9 protein-coding genes are annotated in these 15,892 nt (G+C 55.8%); all 9 read right to left on the reverse strand.

What is annotated here, in order from left to right; translation table 11 throughout:
- Positions 1-14: 14 nt before the first annotated feature.
- The 9 genes from ACWI0H_RS06615 to ACWI0H_RS06655 all read right to left on the reverse strand — a co-directional run bounded on the left by ACWI0H_RS06615 (position 15) and on the right by ACWI0H_RS06655 (position 15,886).
- Positions 15-1,307, reverse strand: coding sequence for a class I SAM-dependent methyltransferase (locus tag ACWI0H_RS06615; protein WP_485875619.1), 1,293 nt, complete (start codon positions 1,305-1,307; stop codon positions 15-17).
- A 1-nt stretch (position 1,308) separates the two neighbouring features.
- A complete protein-coding gene (locus ACWI0H_RS06620; protein ID WP_485875620.1) occupies positions 1,309-3,147 on the reverse strand; it encodes a hypothetical protein in 1,839 nt (612 codons plus the stop codon).
- A 59-nt stretch (positions 3,148-3,206) separates the two neighbouring features.
- Entirely contained in the window at positions 3,207-5,603 is a 2,397-nt protein-coding gene (locus ACWI0H_RS06625) for a hypothetical protein (protein WP_485875622.1), read from the reverse strand.
- Between the two features lie 43 nt (positions 5,604-5,646).
- Positions 5,647-7,083: a mannose-1-phosphate guanylyltransferase/mannose-6-phosphate isomerase gene (locus tag ACWI0H_RS06630; protein ID WP_485875624.1), complete on the reverse strand. Its 1,437-nt coding sequence runs from the start codon at positions 7,081-7,083 to the stop codon at positions 5,647-5,649.
- Positions 7,084-7,121: 38 nt separating this feature from the next.
- Complete coding sequence (locus tag ACWI0H_RS06635; protein WP_485875626.1) at positions 7,122-8,852, reverse strand: glycosyltransferase family 4 protein; 1,731 nt, start codon at positions 8,850-8,852, stop codon at positions 7,122-7,124.
- A gap of 76 nt (positions 8,853-8,928) precedes the next feature.
- Positions 8,929-9,540 (reverse strand): class I SAM-dependent methyltransferase, encoded by a 612-nt coding sequence (locus ACWI0H_RS06640; protein ID WP_485875628.1) that lies wholly within the window; start codon positions 9,538-9,540, stop codon positions 8,929-8,931.
- A gap of 208 nt (positions 9,541-9,748) precedes the next feature.
- Positions 9,749-12,097, reverse strand: coding sequence for a glycosyltransferase family 2 protein (locus ACWI0H_RS06645; protein WP_485875630.1), 2,349 nt, complete (start codon positions 12,095-12,097; stop codon positions 9,749-9,751).
- A complete protein-coding gene (locus ACWI0H_RS06650; RefSeq protein ID WP_485875632.1) occupies positions 12,094-14,577 on the reverse strand; it encodes a glycosyltransferase family 2 protein in 2,484 nt (827 codons plus the stop codon). The genes ACWI0H_RS06645 and ACWI0H_RS06650 overlap by 4 nt, the downstream gene beginning before the upstream one ends.
- Before the next feature lie 223 nt (positions 14,578-14,800).
- Entirely contained in the window at positions 14,801-15,886 is a 1,086-nt protein-coding gene (locus ACWI0H_RS06655; RefSeq protein ID WP_485875634.1) for a DUF4214 domain-containing protein, read from the reverse strand.
- Between the last annotated feature and the right edge of the window lie 6 nt (positions 15,887-15,892).

The raw sequence follows: 15,892 nt of genomic DNA on the forward strand, positions 1-15,892 counted from the left end.
CTTTGTTTTATAGACTACATATTATCATTCTGTGATTTTGAGTTGGTTTTAACCATTGTGGGTAAAGAAATTCCATAATCTCGCTCCCAAGCCTCTTTCTCATTACTAGAGCCTCCTTGAATATTTAAAGTCGCTTGTGCTACTACCGCGTAGTCTGGGCTGATGCCAGTAAGAAAGTCTTCCACATTGAAGTGTTTTTTTGACTGAATGTAGCTTTCTTCTTGCAATCTAATAACTTTGACTCTCTCAAAGCCGTAATATTCTGGTACAAAAGCTAATAGTGGCGGCGGCAGTGGGTTACGGTGAGTGGGGTCCATATAAAATGTGCAGCTCCCCACCGTGTAGTTTTCTGGGTTGGGGGTTTCCATAATCAAAATGCCATCGGGTACTAGCACACGCTTAGCTTCGGCTACTAGGGTGCGTAACATGTCGAAGGGTATATGTTCCACGACATGCATCAGGCTAACGCAAATGCGGCTGGCGTTTGGCTGTTCACGTAAATATTCAAGTGCGTCACCGTGTTTTACGGTTAAGCCTAGTGCTTGGCAGCCATCCAGCATGCCCATATCTTGGTCAACGCCGTCGCTGTCAATTCCGGCGTCTTTTAGCACTTCCAGCCACTCGCCACGCCCACAGCCAAGATCAAGAGCTGGTACGCCATGGTGGCGTTCCGCAATTGGGCGCACGAATGGGAGATAAATACTTACGCGACGCTTGATCTCTTCACGTGAACCTCGGAATTTATCTTCAAACGCTCTATAGAAGCCATCATTCACATGGTGAGAACTACGCGAATCAGTGTCGTTTAGGAGCGATGCTGGTAGTGCAAGATTGAGTGCTTTTGCTTCTTGAGCAGCTTTTGCCCTGGCCACGGTGCCGGTATCTGTGTCCTGCATCTGGGCAAGCTGCGTGCTGGTGGTAAAGTGCTTGCTAATACCTGCGGTGTCTTCACGCAAAATAGCAATGCGGCCAAAAGCGTTATGTACGCCTGCCGCTAGTAAGCGTGCTACTTGGTTAGGTGTTACTCCCCACTGTATGGCTAAACGTGCCCACTGGCGCGTGGCAGAAAGATCGTTCATTTGTTGGTGAGCACTGCATACCAGCAGCGCAATAGTGGCGCGGTCATTATCACTCGCCAGTGATTCTTCGCTAATGGCGGTCATTCTCTGCCATTCACCAAACAACCAATACGTGCGTACCTGGGTAAGCTTGGCTGATGTTGGAGGGGAGTTCACTGTTATTTCGTTTGTACGCTGCTTCTTGAGAGAAACCTTAATTGCCTTACGCTGTTTACGTTTTTTACCCATGCTAGAACTCCTTGCCCTGAATAAGAATGTCTTTAATCAGGTCAAGTTGTGCTTCTGCTTTGAGCATCTCTTGCTCTATTAACTGTTGGCGTTGATCTTGTTCTTGGTATAACTGTTGGCGGCTTTGTTGGGCTTGTTGTACGGCTACCTCAAGTTCTTTTTCAAGCTGTGCCACTCGGGTTTCTGCTGTGTTTTTGGCTTGAAAATTTTGATGATTTTGGTGGAGGGCTTCTTCTCGTTGCTTATGTGCTTCTTCAAGCTGATGCTTTAATTCATCCCGTTCTTTTGTTAATCGCTCACCTTTGTGCCACTCTTCATCGCGCTGCTGAGTCAGTTGGTTACGCTCTTCGATCAGCTGTGCGGTTTTCTCTTGCTCGGCTTTTAGCGCTTGGGCGTGCTGTTCGGCTTGTTGGGCAGCGGCTTGCTTGGCTTCGTCACGCTGCTGGGCCAGTTGGTCACGCTCTTTGGTTAGCTGAGCAGTTTTCTCTTGTTCGGCTGTTAGCGCTTGGGCGTGCTGCTCGGCTTGTTGGCTGGCAGCTTGTTTGGCTTCATCCCGCTGCTGGGCTAATTGGTCACGCTCTTGGGCGAGTTGTGCAGTTTTCTCTTGTTCGGCTGTTAGCGCTTGGGCGTGCTGCTCGGCTTGTTGGCTGGCAGCTTGTTTGGCTTCATCCCGCTGCTGGGCTAATTGGTCACGCTCTTGGGCGAGTTGTGCAGTTTTCTCTTGTTCGGCTTTTAACGCCTGGTCGTGCTGTTCGGCTTGTTGGGCAGCGGCTTGTTTGGCTTCATCCCGCTGCTGGGCTAGCTGGTCGCGCTCTTTGGTTAGCTGCGCGGTTTTCTCCTGTTCGGCTTTTAGCGCCTGGTCGTGCTGTTCGGCTTGTTGGGCAGCGGCTTGTTTGGCTGCATCCCGCTGCTGGGCCAGTTGGTCACGCTCTTGGGTAAGCTTTGCGGTTTTCTCTTGCTCGGCTTTTAGCGCCTGGGCGTGCTGCTCGGCTTGTTGGGCAGCGGCTTGTTGGGCAGCGGCTTGTTTTGCTTCATCCCGCTGCTGGGCCAGTTGGTCGCGCTCTTGGGTTAGCTTTGCGGTTTTCTCTTGTTCTGCTGTTAGCGCTTGGGCGTGCTGCTCGGCTTGTTGGTTAGCATCGTTGTTTGCTTTGGTGAGCGCTTCTATCTGCTGTGTTGTTTCCTGCTGGCGTTGTTCGGCGTTGGTTAAGGCCGCCTGTAACCGCTGGGTTTCTAGTAATAGCGGGTGGCGTTGTAAAACCGTCGCTTCGCTTGGCTCGGGCAGTAGGTGGGCCACACTGCTAGGGGGTATTGCTACGGCCTGCACCCCGCTGGGGAGTTCTTCTAACCGTAAGGGCGTTCGGGGTGCAGGTATCACCACTACATACGTAAAAGCGCTTAACCAGCCCTGCTGCTCTAGGGCGTGCATTAACGGCACGTTTTGCGCGCCAAGTTCCATGATCAGCACGTTGTGCTGTTGCTTTGCCACTGCCATTTCAGCCATTAGGTGATGAATGGCGGTGGTGGTTTGTTCATGGGTGTTTAGGGTCTTTATGCCTGGGTAGCGTTGTAATAGCTCGTCGCTTAGCGGGTGCGGCCCGGATGCCCAGGGTAGGCTATAGCGGTAAAAGGTGGCTGCTCTCTCTTCTACATCCACCAGCGCCGATGAAACATGCACGTTAGGCTGGGAGGCAGTTAGGCTATTAAGCGATGCCTGCGCTTCCGGGCAGGCATCTACCAGCCAGATATGCTCGGCAGCTTGGGTGTAAGCTGTCAGTGCCGGAGATGGGCCTGAACCCAAATGCACTAGGGTATGTAGCAGTGTTGTTTTTTCTTCGAGCATTGGGGTCCCTTAGCTAAAGCGTTAAACGGGGTAAGTGTTCGAGGGCTTATCAATAGCAGTTACGCTGTGGCGATAGGGCTATGTACTACCTGGTGGATGCGTTGCATATCACTGACCAGTTGGTGCCAGGCTTGCCACCCTCGGCCGGGTTCTTGCCCTTGTTCTTGCAGGTGGTTGAGTAACATCGGCAGCTGTTCCAGCACTTGGGTTAGCAAGGTTTGGTCGCGGGGGGTTAGCTGCTGCCAGGCGCCCATATCTAGGGTGTTGGGTTGGGCGAAGCGTAGCTCCCATTTGCTGCCGTGGTCGTCTTGGCTTTCGGCATACCAGTTCTCTAACCATGGGGTTGGCTGGGCAGGAATTTCCAATTTGGGGTAATCGCCGAATTGGGTTGGGGTTACGCCTGCAGTTGAAAGGCGCAGGTGCCACGTTTCCAACTGTTCGTTGCCCCAGGTGGGGTTTACCAGCTCTAGCCAGAGGTGTTCGTAATCGGGGTTTACCTGAACGTTGTGCAGGTTTACGTCATCAACCCGCAGTAGGGCTGGCAGGCTTGCTAGGCTTTCCGCTAGGGCGTTTAGCGCTTGTTGGTAGCGTGTTTTTAGTTCTGTGCTTAGCTCTGCATCTTGTAGCCCTTGTGCTAGTAGCTTGGGCAAGTGTTGTGCGTATTGCCATTGGCGGCTGCTCAGGCTTTGCAGGTAGCGGCGCTCTTGGGCTGACTTGGGAATGCCCACTTTGAAAGGGGTGGCATCTGGCTGGTGCAGGGTGAGCACCACCCCTTGGGCATTGAGGGTTGAGCGAATCTGCAGCGTTGGCCAGTGTTGCCCGGCGAACTCTAACCCTTGGAAGTGCCACTGTAGGGTGTCTGGCTGTTGCGGGTCTTCATGTGTGTCTAGCGTTTGGTAATCGCAGTAATCTGGGTAGCGCTTCAGTAGCCGCTGCCAGCGGTTTTCCAGCGTTTCATGGGTGCTGCTGAGCTTTTGGTGTTCAAGGAAGTAGTGTTCCAACTCTTCTTGCACTTGGTGCAGCTGCAGTAGCAACAGTTCGCTCTCTTGCTTTATGCCTTCAAGTTCAGCCTGCTGCTGGCGCTGGGTGGTTTCATACTGTTTTGCGGCATCGCGCTGCTGCTCGGTCTGCTTGAGCTTCTCTTGAGTTTGCTTTAGCTGCTCTTGGGCTTGTTGGTGCTGCTGCTCAGCCTGCTTGAGCTTCTCTTGAGTTTGTTTGAGTTGTTGCGTTAGGTGTTGCTCGCGCTGAGTGAGTTTGTGCATTTCCCCTTTTGCGGCTTCCAGCTGTTGGCTTTGGGCGGCGCTCTTTTGTTTATGCTGCTCTTGAGCTTGAGTTAGCTGTTGCTGGGTGTGCTTGTGTTGGCTTTCCAGCGTTTGATAGCGGCTTTCAAGCTGCTGGTGTTTCAAAAAGGTGCTTTCTAGCTCTTCTTGAACTTGGTGCAGTTGTAGTAACAGTAGCTCGCTTTCTTGTTTGAGGTCGTCTAGCGCTTGCTGCTGTTGGTGTTGTTCGGCTTGGTGCTGCTGTTCTGCCTTGCTTAAGGCGTGTTGGGTTTGTTGTAACTGCTGGGTGAGTTGGTCAGCGCTTTGGTTAAGCGCTTCAAGCTCGCTTTGCTGGTGGTTGCTCTGCTGGGTAAGCGCTTCTATCTGCTGCGCTTGGTGTACCCGCTGTGTTTGGTCATTTTGTTGCTGGCGGCGCAGTTGCTGGTAGTGCTGCACCATGGCGTCTACGCTGGCTGGCTGTTCTGCTTCGTTATCCACCAATGGGTGCTGCGCTGCTTGTAGCTCAGCATATAGCGATTGGAAGCGGCTATCCTGCTGCTTGAACAGGTGTTGTTCTATCAGCTGTTGGGCTAAGTAGAGCGCTAGCGGGTCGGGTACGTGGGGGGCTGTGGCGGGTTCCTCTGTAAAGCCTGTGGCCTCTAACGGTAGCTGCCAGCGCTGGGTTAGCAGTTGCACCAGCGCTTGGGGGTGTTGCTGTGCCTGTTCGGCGTCAATCACTAGGCAGCGTTCTGGGTTGTCTAGGTAGAACGCTAGCAGCCGTTGGTGGTGCTGTTGCCAGCGGGTTAACAGGGCGGAGATATCTAGCTTGCCTGGTGTATCGTCTAACAGGCTTTGGGCTAGCTGATATTCTGGGCGTGTGGCGACCAGTAAAAAGTGGGTGTTGGGTTCTTGCTCTGCCCAAAACGGCATTGCCCAGATGCTGTCGGTATCGTGCCAGCCCCAGCATGGCTTATCTAGGTTGGCCAGTAGCAGGTCGTTGGCTACATTTTCCCAAAGCTTACCCAGCGGGCGCTGTTCAACAAAGGCCGGTTTGGCACGCTGGTGCCAGGTGTGCATGTCGATACGCGTTTCACGTTCGATAGGAGCGGCGGTTGCTAGGCCTGCTTGGTAAAGCGGGGTGCTAATGGTGTTGAGTTCAGGCGCCAGTGCGCCTGTGATGCAGAGTGTTTGGGTCATGGTGGGTATCAGCTATTGTCAGGTAAACCAGGTAACGGCCAAGTTATTGTGGGCTTCGCCCATAACCATCCTCAAAGCGCACAATGTCGTCTTCGCCCAGGTAGCTGCCTGATTGCACCTCAATCAAGTGTAGCGGCACCTTGCCTGGGTTTTCTAAACGATGGGTTTCCCCCATGGGGATGTAGGTGGATTCGTTTTCACGCAGCAGTGTGGCTTTCTCGCCAATGGTGACTCTGGCCGTGCCGCTAACAACAATCCAGTGTTCTGCGCGGTGGTAGTGCATTTGCAGCGATAGCTTTTCGCCCGGTTGAACGGTAATGCGCTTTACTTGGTAGCGTTCGCCTAGGTCGATCCCTTGGTAGCAACCCCATGGGCGGTGCACGGTGGTATGTAGGCTGTGTTCGTTGCGGCCTTGTGCTTTTAGCTGCTCCACGAGCTGCTTTACGTCTTGGGCGTTGTTGCGGTTTGCGACGAGCACGGCGTCATCGGTAGCAATCACAATCACGTTTTCCAGCCCAGCGACAGTGACCAGTTTGTGGTCGGCATGTACGTAGCTGTTGCGGGTTTCGTGAAGGAGTACATCGCCTTGGGTGGCGTTGCCGTATTCATCTTTGGGTTGGATATCCCACAGTGCCGACCAAGCCCCTAAGTCGCTCCAGCCCATTTCTACCGGTACTACGGCGGCGTGGGTGGTTTTTTCCATTACGGCGTAGTCGATGGAGTCGGAAGGCGATGCTGCAAAGGCTTCCATGTCTAAACGGCAGAAGGTGAGGTCTTTTTCACTGCCTGCCAGGGCGTGTTTGGCCGCTTTAACCATGTTGGGGTTAGAGCCTTCTAACTCGTCCAGATAGGCTTTGGCGGTAAATAGGAAGATGCCGCTATTCCATAGGTAATGGCCATCTTCTAAATAGGTTTGTGCGGTGGCTTGCTCGGGTTTTTCGACAAACTGGGCCACGCTATGTACGCCTTGGTGGCCCTGCCATGGCTCGGCGTATTTGATGTAGCCGTAGCCGGTTTCTGGGGCGTTTGGGGTAATGCCGAACGTCACCAGCGCGCCATCGTTGGCCGCTTGGGCGGCGCGGTTAACGGCTTGGGTGAAGGCGGCTTCATCTTGAATCACGTGGTCGGATGGCATCACCAGCATTAGGGCGTCTGGGTTCTCTTCCGCTAGGCGCAGTGCTGCTACCGCGACAGCTGGGGCGGTGTTACGGCCTACAGGTTCCAGAATAATGTCTTTGGCTGTGCAGCCAATGTGGCGCAGCTGTTCCGCCACAATAAAACGGTGCTCTTCGTTACATACCAACAGGGGGGCTGAAAATAGGTCGCCTCTTACCCGTTTAACGGTGGCTTGCAGCATGCTGTCGTCGTCAGCGAGGGATAAAAACTGCTTAGGGTACCCCGCGCGGGACATAGGCCATAAACGGCTACCAGAGCCACCTGAAAGAATAACGGGGGTGATAGAGGCACTTAAGAGTGTCATAGCATCAGTCTCTAATTTATTGGTGGTGAACAAGATGATTAAAGAGTATTGAGTACGGCGCGGTAGTAGTTACCGACGGAGTTAGGGGCGTAGGCACTTTGCATTAACCGCTGGCCTTGTGCGGCTAGTGCCTTGGCTATTTCGGGTTGATGAACTAGGCGGCGCATCCACCATGCTGCGTGCTCTATATTGGGCTCTGCCCAGTGCTGGCCTTCACCAAAGGGGTAGTCATCTTTGGTCAGCACTTTTAGTTGATGGTCTACCAAGGCAGCCGTGGCGGGCGTTGTGAAGTCTAGATTGCCTGAGTAGCCGGTAGTAATAACGGGTTTGCCTAGCATCATGGCATCGGCAATGCCTCGCCCAAAGCCTTCACTGCGGTGTAGCGAAACAAAGCAGTCACAGGCGCGATAAAGGTCAAGCACTTCGCCACGCGTGAGGGTTTGGTTAATGATATGAATGCGTGGGTCGTTCTTTGCCTGTGCTTGGAGTGCTTGCCACAGCGGGTTGTCGTCTTCTGCGCGCATGGCTTTAACAACAAGGCCTACGGGCTCATTACCCTGTGGAAAGGCGCTTTGAAAGGCCTTAACGCAGGCCTGCGGGTTTTTGCGTTGAACACTGGAGAGAAAGTCAAAAGAGAACACAAATAAGTGGTCACTTTCAGGCAGCCCAAAGTCTCGGCGGGTTTGCTGTGCGCTTGATTCAACGTTGACCGCCATCGGCATGTGGCGTACTGGCTTAGGTGAGGAGCCAATGTAAGCGTGATAGGCAAAGCGGCTAGAGGCCCAAATTTCATCAATGTAGTTGTAAGCAATATGCCAAGCGGAAGGCCACTCGGGCAGCTCCCAAGGCCAATAGCCAATACAGTAGTAACCATCAAAGAGCTTTTGGCCTTCCACGGCAGCAAGCCGTGCGGTTTCTATACCGGTGGTGCAAAACAAATTAATGGCATAGGGCAGTTGGTCGGAAATGTGTTGGTCGGCTTGGCTGGCGGCTAGTTCGACCTCTTTGCCCGGTGCAACGTTGTAAATAGTGAAGGGAATGTCGGCGGCTTCACACGCTAGGGCGGCCATGCGCACATCTTCACCAATACCAAACTGCCCGTTGGCGTAACCAATTAAGTTAATACCAACCGCCCGCTCGGGTGAGTTGGCGGCATTGTTGGGCTTCATTGCTGACTGTTGGCGTTCAGCCAGTGTGGCGATGGTTTCTAGCAGAGGGTATTGCTGGCGGCCATGCTGGCGTGCCCAGTTTAGAAAATCGGGTGATTTAGGACTGCTGAATTGCCGCTGTAAGGCTTGGTCTTGTTCCCATACCAACATGAGCACGTTGGGCAAATGAAGGTCGCTAAAGGCGGAGCTTAACAGCCATTTTAATTGTGCCTGGGAGATATAATCTTCCAGGTGATGTTCGTTGATGCCAAAGAGGAAGTACCAACGAATGAAGGCATTTTGACCTTCAGCCTCTGCCAAATTAAATGCCGCTTGAAGATCAGGGCGACTTTGCCAAATACCGCGCATAAAACGCGTCAGACAGGGTGTTGTTTGGCTATGGGCTTGCTCGTCCGGCTGTTCAAGCATGGGCAACGGTACGTTGTGTAATACTTCTGCCAGCCCCTGATATTCATTACGGCCGTGCAGTAATAGCCACAGGTGAAACGCTTCAGATGCAGTGTTCTTGAATAAGGACTGCAGGTCGGGCCGCGTTTGCCAAATGATGTACGTTAAACGCTGAAGCTGTTGCTGAGCGCTTTTGGGCTGCTTGGTTGGCATACGTTTTCTTTGATTGCTTTAAGGGGCTAGGGCGGAGTTGGTGCTAACGGGTCGCGAGCGAACGCTACCTGCTACTCTAAGGGGCGTAGGCTTTTTGGGCATAGCCCCAGAGGTTGTAGTGGTCGTCAGCGTTCACGCGGGCTTCGCTGAATCCGGCGTTGAGTAGTGCTTGGCTTAAGCTGTTTTTGTCGAAGCCGCTTTTATGGGCCATGTAGTGGTTGCCCTTTTCGACCGATGCCTGGTGGCCGTAAAGCATATCCAGTGGTGTGATGGGGCCTACTGGCGAGCGGTAGATTTCTTCGCTCAGCTTGCCTTCGGCGATTAGCTGCGCCACTTGTTGCAGGTCCGGCAGGGTGATCAGTAAAAAGCCGCCGGGCCGAGTGACGCGGTGCATCTCTTTTAGTGCGATGACCGTTTCATGTAGGTAAAGGTGTTCGATGTTATGCGAGGAGAACACCGCCTCTATGCTGTTGTTATCGACCGCGGAGAGATCCGTCAGGTTGGCGATAATGTCGGGGTTGACCGCTGGGTTGATATCCAGGCGGATCTGCTGCCAGCCGTTGGCTTGAAAACATTCCGGCAGGCGTTCAGGACCAGCGCTGCCGCATCCCACATTCAAAAAGTGTTTTTGGGCTTGGGCCTGCAGCGTGGGTTGTAAAACGCTGAGGTCGGCGGCGGTCATGGTCATAGTGCTTCCTGTGCGGAGTTATTCCTGGCGTGTTGCTGGGGTTCGTAGGGTCGTAAAAAAGCGTTTAGGCACGCTACCGCCAGGCAAGACGATTTAGGCATCTCGCTTAGCGCTCATGGCGCAGTATGTGCCGCTGGCTTTTCCTTTTGCCGTTGGGGTGGTGCTTGGCTTGTTTAAGCCCTGTCGTTGAAGCCCTGTCGTTGAAGCCCTAGAGCTTCAGCGCGTTGGTTCTGGCTGTGCGGCTACGCGGGGGCAGTGCCAGCCCGGTATAGGGCGCTGTGTACACATCCAACGCTAAATTGGGGTTATAGGCCGGATCGTTATACAGCGCATTTCCCCAGCGTTCGCGCAGCATGGTCATTTCGCGTTGTGCGCGCGCGGCTTTTTCCGGCGCTTCGTCCTTGCCCCGCGTGGCGGATTCGGCGTGAATCAACCGGGCATTGGGAGTCCATACCACGCTTAGCCCGCGGCGGCGCAGCTTCAGGCATAAATCCACATCGTTGAAGCCGACCGGGTAGTCCCGTGGATTAAGCCCGCCCACTGCCAGATAGTCGGCTTTGCGCAGCAGCAGGCAGGCGGCAGTCACCATACTGAACCGTTGGGTCAGGTGGTTCATGTAGAGGTAGCCGTGGTCATCGTCGTGCCAGTGGTTGCCTACGTGGCCAGCCAGCCCGCTATATTGCCCGCCAATCACGCCGCCGTGCTGCACCATGCCATTAGGCCACAGTAGTTTGGCGCCCACCGCGCCGGTGCCGGTGCGCTGGAGCAGGGCGGTCATTTCGCTTAGCCACGCTGGGTGTAGGGCTTCAATATCGTTATTCACCAGGGCGATAAGCTCGGTGCTGGCGTGTTCAACAGCGGCGTTGTTGATGGCGGCATAGTTGAACGGGTGGGGGTAATCCAGCACATCGGTATGTAACTGCCCCTGGCCCAGTGGTTGGGCAGGTTGCTGCCGCAGCGCGGCGAAGTACTCCAGCGTTTCGGGCTGGGTAGAGCCGTTGTTGACCACCAGCAGGGTGACTTCGCCGGGGTAGTCGGTGTGCTCGGCGATGGTGTCTGCACAGCGCTTTAACAGGCTCAGGGCATCACGGGTGGGCACCACCAAGGTAATGCTGGGCGCCTGGATTAACTGCCTGCGATAGTGGTAAACCGGCAGCGTGGCATGCAGGCTGAGTGTGGCGTGTGCATCCTGGCGGGCCAGCCGTGCTTGTAGGCGCTCAAGCTGAGCCTGGCTGGTAGTGGGCCACGGTTGGCGGCGGTGCCTGCCAATCAGCGGTAGGTGTAGCACGCTGGTTTCATCACTGTAGGCGTTAGTGGCTTCCAGCGCGGCGTAGCTGAACTCTTCCGGGTGCTGGGCAGCGGTGTGCTGCTCGCTATTGAGCAACGCTTGGCTGCGCACCAGGCACAGGCCGCCGCCGACGATATCCTGCGCCCATTGGCGATCTGGGTCCCAGGCGGGCAGCAGGGCGGGCAGCGCGGGCTGGCCTTCTTCAGCCGGGGGGATATCAAAATCGGTGTAGACCAGTTGTGCTGCGGGCGTGGTTGCCAGGGCCTGCCACGCCTGTTGCAGCGACTGGGGTGAGAAGGTATCGCCCTCGTGCAGTTGCAGCACCGCGTCGGTTTGCTGGGCAAGCTGCTGCAGTAGCGCTTGATAGGCCTTGGGGTTCTCTTGGGTAGCGGTGTCGGCGCTGCGGTGCTGCAGCGTTAGGCCGCTGACCTTGGTGGGCTGCTTGGGGGCGGCGCCCAGCCATACGATACCGATACTCCCTTTACTGGTGCGGGCGGTATTGGGGGTTTGCGTGGCGTGCAGCCATTCGGGGTAGCTGGCAAGGCCTGCTGCCCGAGGTAGCCAACGTTCGTAACGGTCCAGCTGGCGGGCAAGTAACGCTTTTGTAGCCGCGGGCAGCTGGGGGGCCAGCGTGCGAATCCAGTCGTTTAGGCCGTTGGGCCACTCTTGCACCGTCAGGGGACTGCCGCTTAATTCACGGCCCATGTGGTCGGTCACCGTGAGCGTGTGGGGTTCGCCATCGGCCAATGAGAAGGGCAGCGTTAGGTTGAAAGCGCCTTTTACCTGCTGCTGGTCATACGTTAACCAGTGTTTGGACGTGGCTTCAGCAAGCAGTTTGCCGCGTTCGCGCACCTGCAGGGTGAGCGGTTGCTGCGGAGCGGTCGGTTCGACCATCCACCCGCTTAAGATCAGCCCAGGCTGCCACTGCACGCGGGAGCTTTCCGGGGTATGCAGTGTCGCGCTAGCAGGTGTCAGCGTTACTTGGTCAAGCACGTGTTCAGGGGCGTTGGCTAGGCACAGGGTGAGGGCGGTGGCCTGGTGCCACTGGGCATCGCCAAGGGCGATACTAAAGCCATGCAAGCCGCTACCCGGTGCCTGGGGGTGAAAGGCGTTGGCGTGGGCCAGGGCTAACAGCTGGCTACCATCGTAAAGGGCGACCGCCCATTGGCGTTCGGGCTCGGTGTGGCTGTGTACCCATCCCTGCACCATGTTGCCTGCGTAAGCGGTAAGGGTGCCGCGCAGCCCTTTAGGGGTGTTGACCATGTTCATGCCAGGGCTCCTTGCGCGTTTGCGTGTTCGCTTGGCGCTGGGTAATCGCGCAGTTCAGTCACCGTTAAGGCGTATTCAGTGCTGCTAATGCCTGGGGCGCTCCAGATCGGTAGCGGGCGCATGCCGTGCAGCCAATGAGCGTCTGCCAGGGTGGTCGCGCTGGTATCCAGCAGCAGTAGGCCGCTTAAAGGCAAGTGGTGCATCAATAGTTCAATGCGTTCGCGGCGTTGTAGCCGTGGCAGCATAAACGGATAAAGCTGGCCGCTACTGGCAAGCGGGTGGTTGGCGCGCGTAGGGCTGCCATGCAGTAGGTAAAGTGACGACTGCTGGCGAGCTAGCTGGCTTACCCAGGCAATGAACGCTGGCTGTTCCAAGCTTTTGGGTTCTCCCAGCACTATCAGCAAGCCTTCGCTTGTATCCAGCGCCGTATCGGCATCATCCGCGACGAATTGGATGATGGGGGCTGGTTCGGAAGATGCTGATTCTGAAACCGCCGGATCAAAAGCGCCGGTGCTGGTTGCGAAGGCGTTGGGCATCGCCGGGAGTAGGGCGCTCAACGCGTGTTTCATCGCTTCATTGGCGGCCGTAAGCGTTGTGATGCCCAGGGCGTTTAAATCCTGTTGGCAGCGCTGTTGTTCCGCGGGCAGCCGGTAGCAGAGCTGCCACGGGTGGGGGCATTCGCCACGCAGGGTTAAGGTTTGCCCCACCAGCGCCATGGCGCAGCCATGTAGTTGCGCGGCACGCAGGGCGTGGGCTTGGCTTGGCCACACGCTGATGGTGGCAGAGCCGGTTGTGGATGGCAGGGCTGAAGAATGAGTACCAGGCCGCAAACTGGCCAGCGGCTGGTGGTAAAGCCAGTGCCGAATGGCGCGTTCGCGGCCTTCGCGCATGGGGTCTTGCTGCAGGCAGGCATCGAAGGCTTGGCTGCTATGCGGGTAGCGCTGCTCGATAATAACGAGGTTCTGCTTCACCCGAAGGCGCTTTTCGCTGCCGAAAGAGATACCGCCCTGGTGGGCGACCACTACGTTCAGCGCGCCGCGGTGTTGCCAATCATTGTCTTCCGCCCGGTAGCTCCAGTCCGACTCTTCGCCGTAGCCGCGGGTAAGCGCGGGGTCTAAACCGCCCAGTGCGGCTAATGCATCGTGGCGCAGGTAAAGGCAAAACCCACAGCCGGTATTGATTGCTACGGAGGCGTCTTCAAGGTCTTTATTGGCCTTGGCAGCGGCGTAATCTAGTGCGGCTAACTGGCTGGGTGTTAGCGCGTCGGCGGGGCTGCAGGGGCCTAGCAGGCTCATCAATTCGCCGTTGTTGGTGAGCGGCGTGACCGAGGCGGTATTGGCGTGTTGGTAAGCGCTCGCTTGCAGCCGGTCTACCCAATCACCTTGTACCAGCGTATCGGCGTTTAACAATATAACGTCGTGGTTAGCGCTATGGGCCAGGCCGCGGTTCACGGTATTGATAAAGCCTTGGTTGGTCGGCTGATGCAGCAGGGTGGCGTGGTGTGTATTGGCGAAGCTTTCAAGCGCGTCTACCAGTGCCTGGTTGGGGCTGGCATCGTTAACGATCAGTAGTTCAAACGGCGTTTGGTGGTGGGCACGGCTGGCCACGACGCTGTGCAGACACGCTAAGGTTTCTTGGTAGCCTTCATAAACAGGCACTAACACGGTGACAGGCGCCGCAGTGGGCACTTGCTTACCTGGCGTTAAGGGCGTGGGCTTGTTGGTCGAAGCGCCTAAACGAGGCGGTACACTACCGGTTGGGCGTGCAGGGCTGCCGTATAGCGTGGCCTGCGCCCCTGCCAGGGTTACGCTGGCATGAACGGGGGCGCCACCTGTGTTTTCAAGCGACAGACTAAACCACCATGCGTAAAGGGCGCTGCCCGTGGCGCTTTTTAGCGGCTGGTAGCGTTTTAGGCTGAGCGTATGCCGACTGTTGCCTACTGCCAGTATGAGCTCTGGCGCCTGCTGAGTGGCTTCTGTTAAACACCATCCGCATAGTTTGCCTTCTTGCCACCATACACTGCCGCACAGCGGCCCCCAGGCATTGGCGATGGCAGGGGCCAGCGTTTCCAGCGCTTTCGGGTCTTGAATCGCGGGTACATGGTGTTTGAGCAGTTCGGCAACGCTGGCCGCTGAGGCTGGGTCAGCTTGGCGCTGGTTGATCAGCCGCAGTAGCGGCGGCGTTTCATGCGGGGCCAGATAGTAGGCTTCTTCACTTGCCGCCAGCTTTCCGGCGTGAGTGGGCAAGGCCTGGGTGAGCAGCGCAAAGGTGTTGGGGTCTTGGCTGGTGGTGACCAGGCTTGCCAGGGCTGCGCTTGCCAGCCAGGTATGCTGAGTGCGTAAGCCCACGATGCCTAGCCACAACAGGGCGTCCTGATGCAGTTGAGAGTGCCCTAGCGCGCCAAACAACGCCGTTTTAGCCGTTGGCACATCATTTTGCTGAAGGCATGCTTCAATGTGCTGGTGAAAATGACTAAACATGATAGTAGGCACTATTAATAGGCACGGGAGTATTCAACTGTTTGGCTGGGGGCTTGTCGCTACCGGCTTGCCTTCCCATTCACACTTGACGAAGCGATGCGTATGGGAGGAAAAGCAGAATGCGTTGCGTCATAAAATACAGAAACAGTGGGGGCGAGCCCCCACTGTTAGACTTACTTACCCAATAGCGTTGTGCGCTAAAGGCTTGCTAAGTGCTAAAGGCTTAGAGCAGGAAGTCCCACTCAGTAGCGTTAACGCTTTGCTCTTGCAGCTCGTCAGATGCCAGGAAGTTATCGGCGATCTGCTCAAGCGTGGCGCCTTCTTCAGCTTGGTCAGTCCAGTAAGTCAGTTCATCCTGGCTGATGCTGCCAGCTTCACGACCCAATACATCGGTGTAAAGCAGTTCAACAACCGCTTTAACGCCTTCACTGGTGTTCAGGTCAAGCGCTTCAAGCTGGTTGCCCGCTTCGTCAGAATTCAGCATGCTGAGCGCAATTTGACCCAGTGAAGTGCCTGCTTCGGCACGGTCAGCCCAGTACTGCAGGCCTTCCAGGTCAGCTTGGCCATCGCCATTCTGGCTGCGTTCAATGGTGTCGCTAAACAGCTGCTTGTAGAGCGTGGTCAGCGCTTGAACGTCGCTGTTGATATCGACAGCTTGTTCGCCATCAGCAAAGGAGAGGCTTTCAGTACCAACGACTTCGTTCACATCACCGGTTTCGTTATTGGTAACGACAGTGATCGCGCCGTTTTGCTCGATGGTGTAGTCGTCAGCGTTGCCTTCGAATACTGCTACGTCGTCACCCGCGCCGCCGTAGATCGAGTCGTTGCCAGCGCCGCCAGTGATGGAGTCATCGCCTGCGCCGCCAGTAATTGAATCATCACCACCGCTGGCGGTAATGGTGTCGTTGCCAGCACCGCCGTCAACCGTGGTGTTCCGGTCGCCTGCGATAGTGAATTCGTCACCGCCGTTGGTACCAACGATAACGCGCTCAACGGTGTTGAAATTGGCATAAACGCCTTCGTCACCGTCGAATACGTAGACACGACCAGATTCACGGCCAGCGTCGTCGAATTGGATCGGAGCGTCTTGGCTGCCGCGCTCGTTTTCACCAAGGTTCATGAAGATAACGTCGGCGGTGCTGTTTTGGGCTGCGCTAGCGGTCGCAACCTCGCTTTCTATCGCAACGTTTTCGCTATTTTCCAAGCCGCTTAGCAGAGAGCCGATAGCCTCTTGTAGCGCCGTATTGGTAGGTCGGGCATCGGTGAATGCTTCTGCAACTTGATCTGATGTACGATCGTAATTAGCCATTTTTAG

The organism is Halomonas sp. NYA30, assembly GCF_976980765.1.

Excerpts from the sequence above, each read along its gene's own strand:
- ACWI0H_RS06615 (WP_485875619.1), bottom strand. The coding sequence starts at position 1,307 with ATGGGTAAAAAACGTAAACAGCGTAAGGCAATTAAGGTTTCTCTCAAG.
- ACWI0H_RS06620 (WP_485875620.1), bottom strand. The coding sequence starts at position 3,147 with ATGCTCGAAGAAAAAACAACACTGCTACATACCCTAGTGCATTTGGGT.
- ACWI0H_RS06625 (WP_485875622.1), bottom strand. The coding sequence starts at position 5,603 with ATGACCCAAACACTCTGCATCACAGGCGCACTGGCGCCTGAACTCAAC.
- ACWI0H_RS06630 (WP_485875624.1), bottom strand. The coding sequence starts at position 7,083 with ATGACACTCTTAAGTGCCTCTATCACCCCCGTTATTCTTTCAGGTGGC.
- ACWI0H_RS06635 (WP_485875626.1), bottom strand. The coding sequence starts at position 8,852 with ATGCCAACCAAGCAGCCCAAAAGCGCTCAGCAACAGCTTCAGCGTTTA.
- ACWI0H_RS06640 (WP_485875628.1), bottom strand. The coding sequence starts at position 9,540 with ATGACCATGACCGCCGCCGACCTCAGCGTTTTACAACCCACGCTGCAG.
- ACWI0H_RS06645 (WP_485875630.1), bottom strand. The coding sequence starts at position 12,097 with ATGAACATGGTCAACACCCCTAAAGGGCTGCGCGGCACCCTTACCGCT.
- ACWI0H_RS06650 (WP_485875632.1), bottom strand. The coding sequence starts at position 14,577 with ATGTTTAGTCATTTTCACCAGCACATTGAAGCATGCCTTCAGCAAAAT.
- ACWI0H_RS06655 (WP_485875634.1), bottom strand. The coding sequence starts at position 15,886 with ATGGCTAATTACGATCGTACATCAGATCAAGTTGCAGAAGCATTCACC.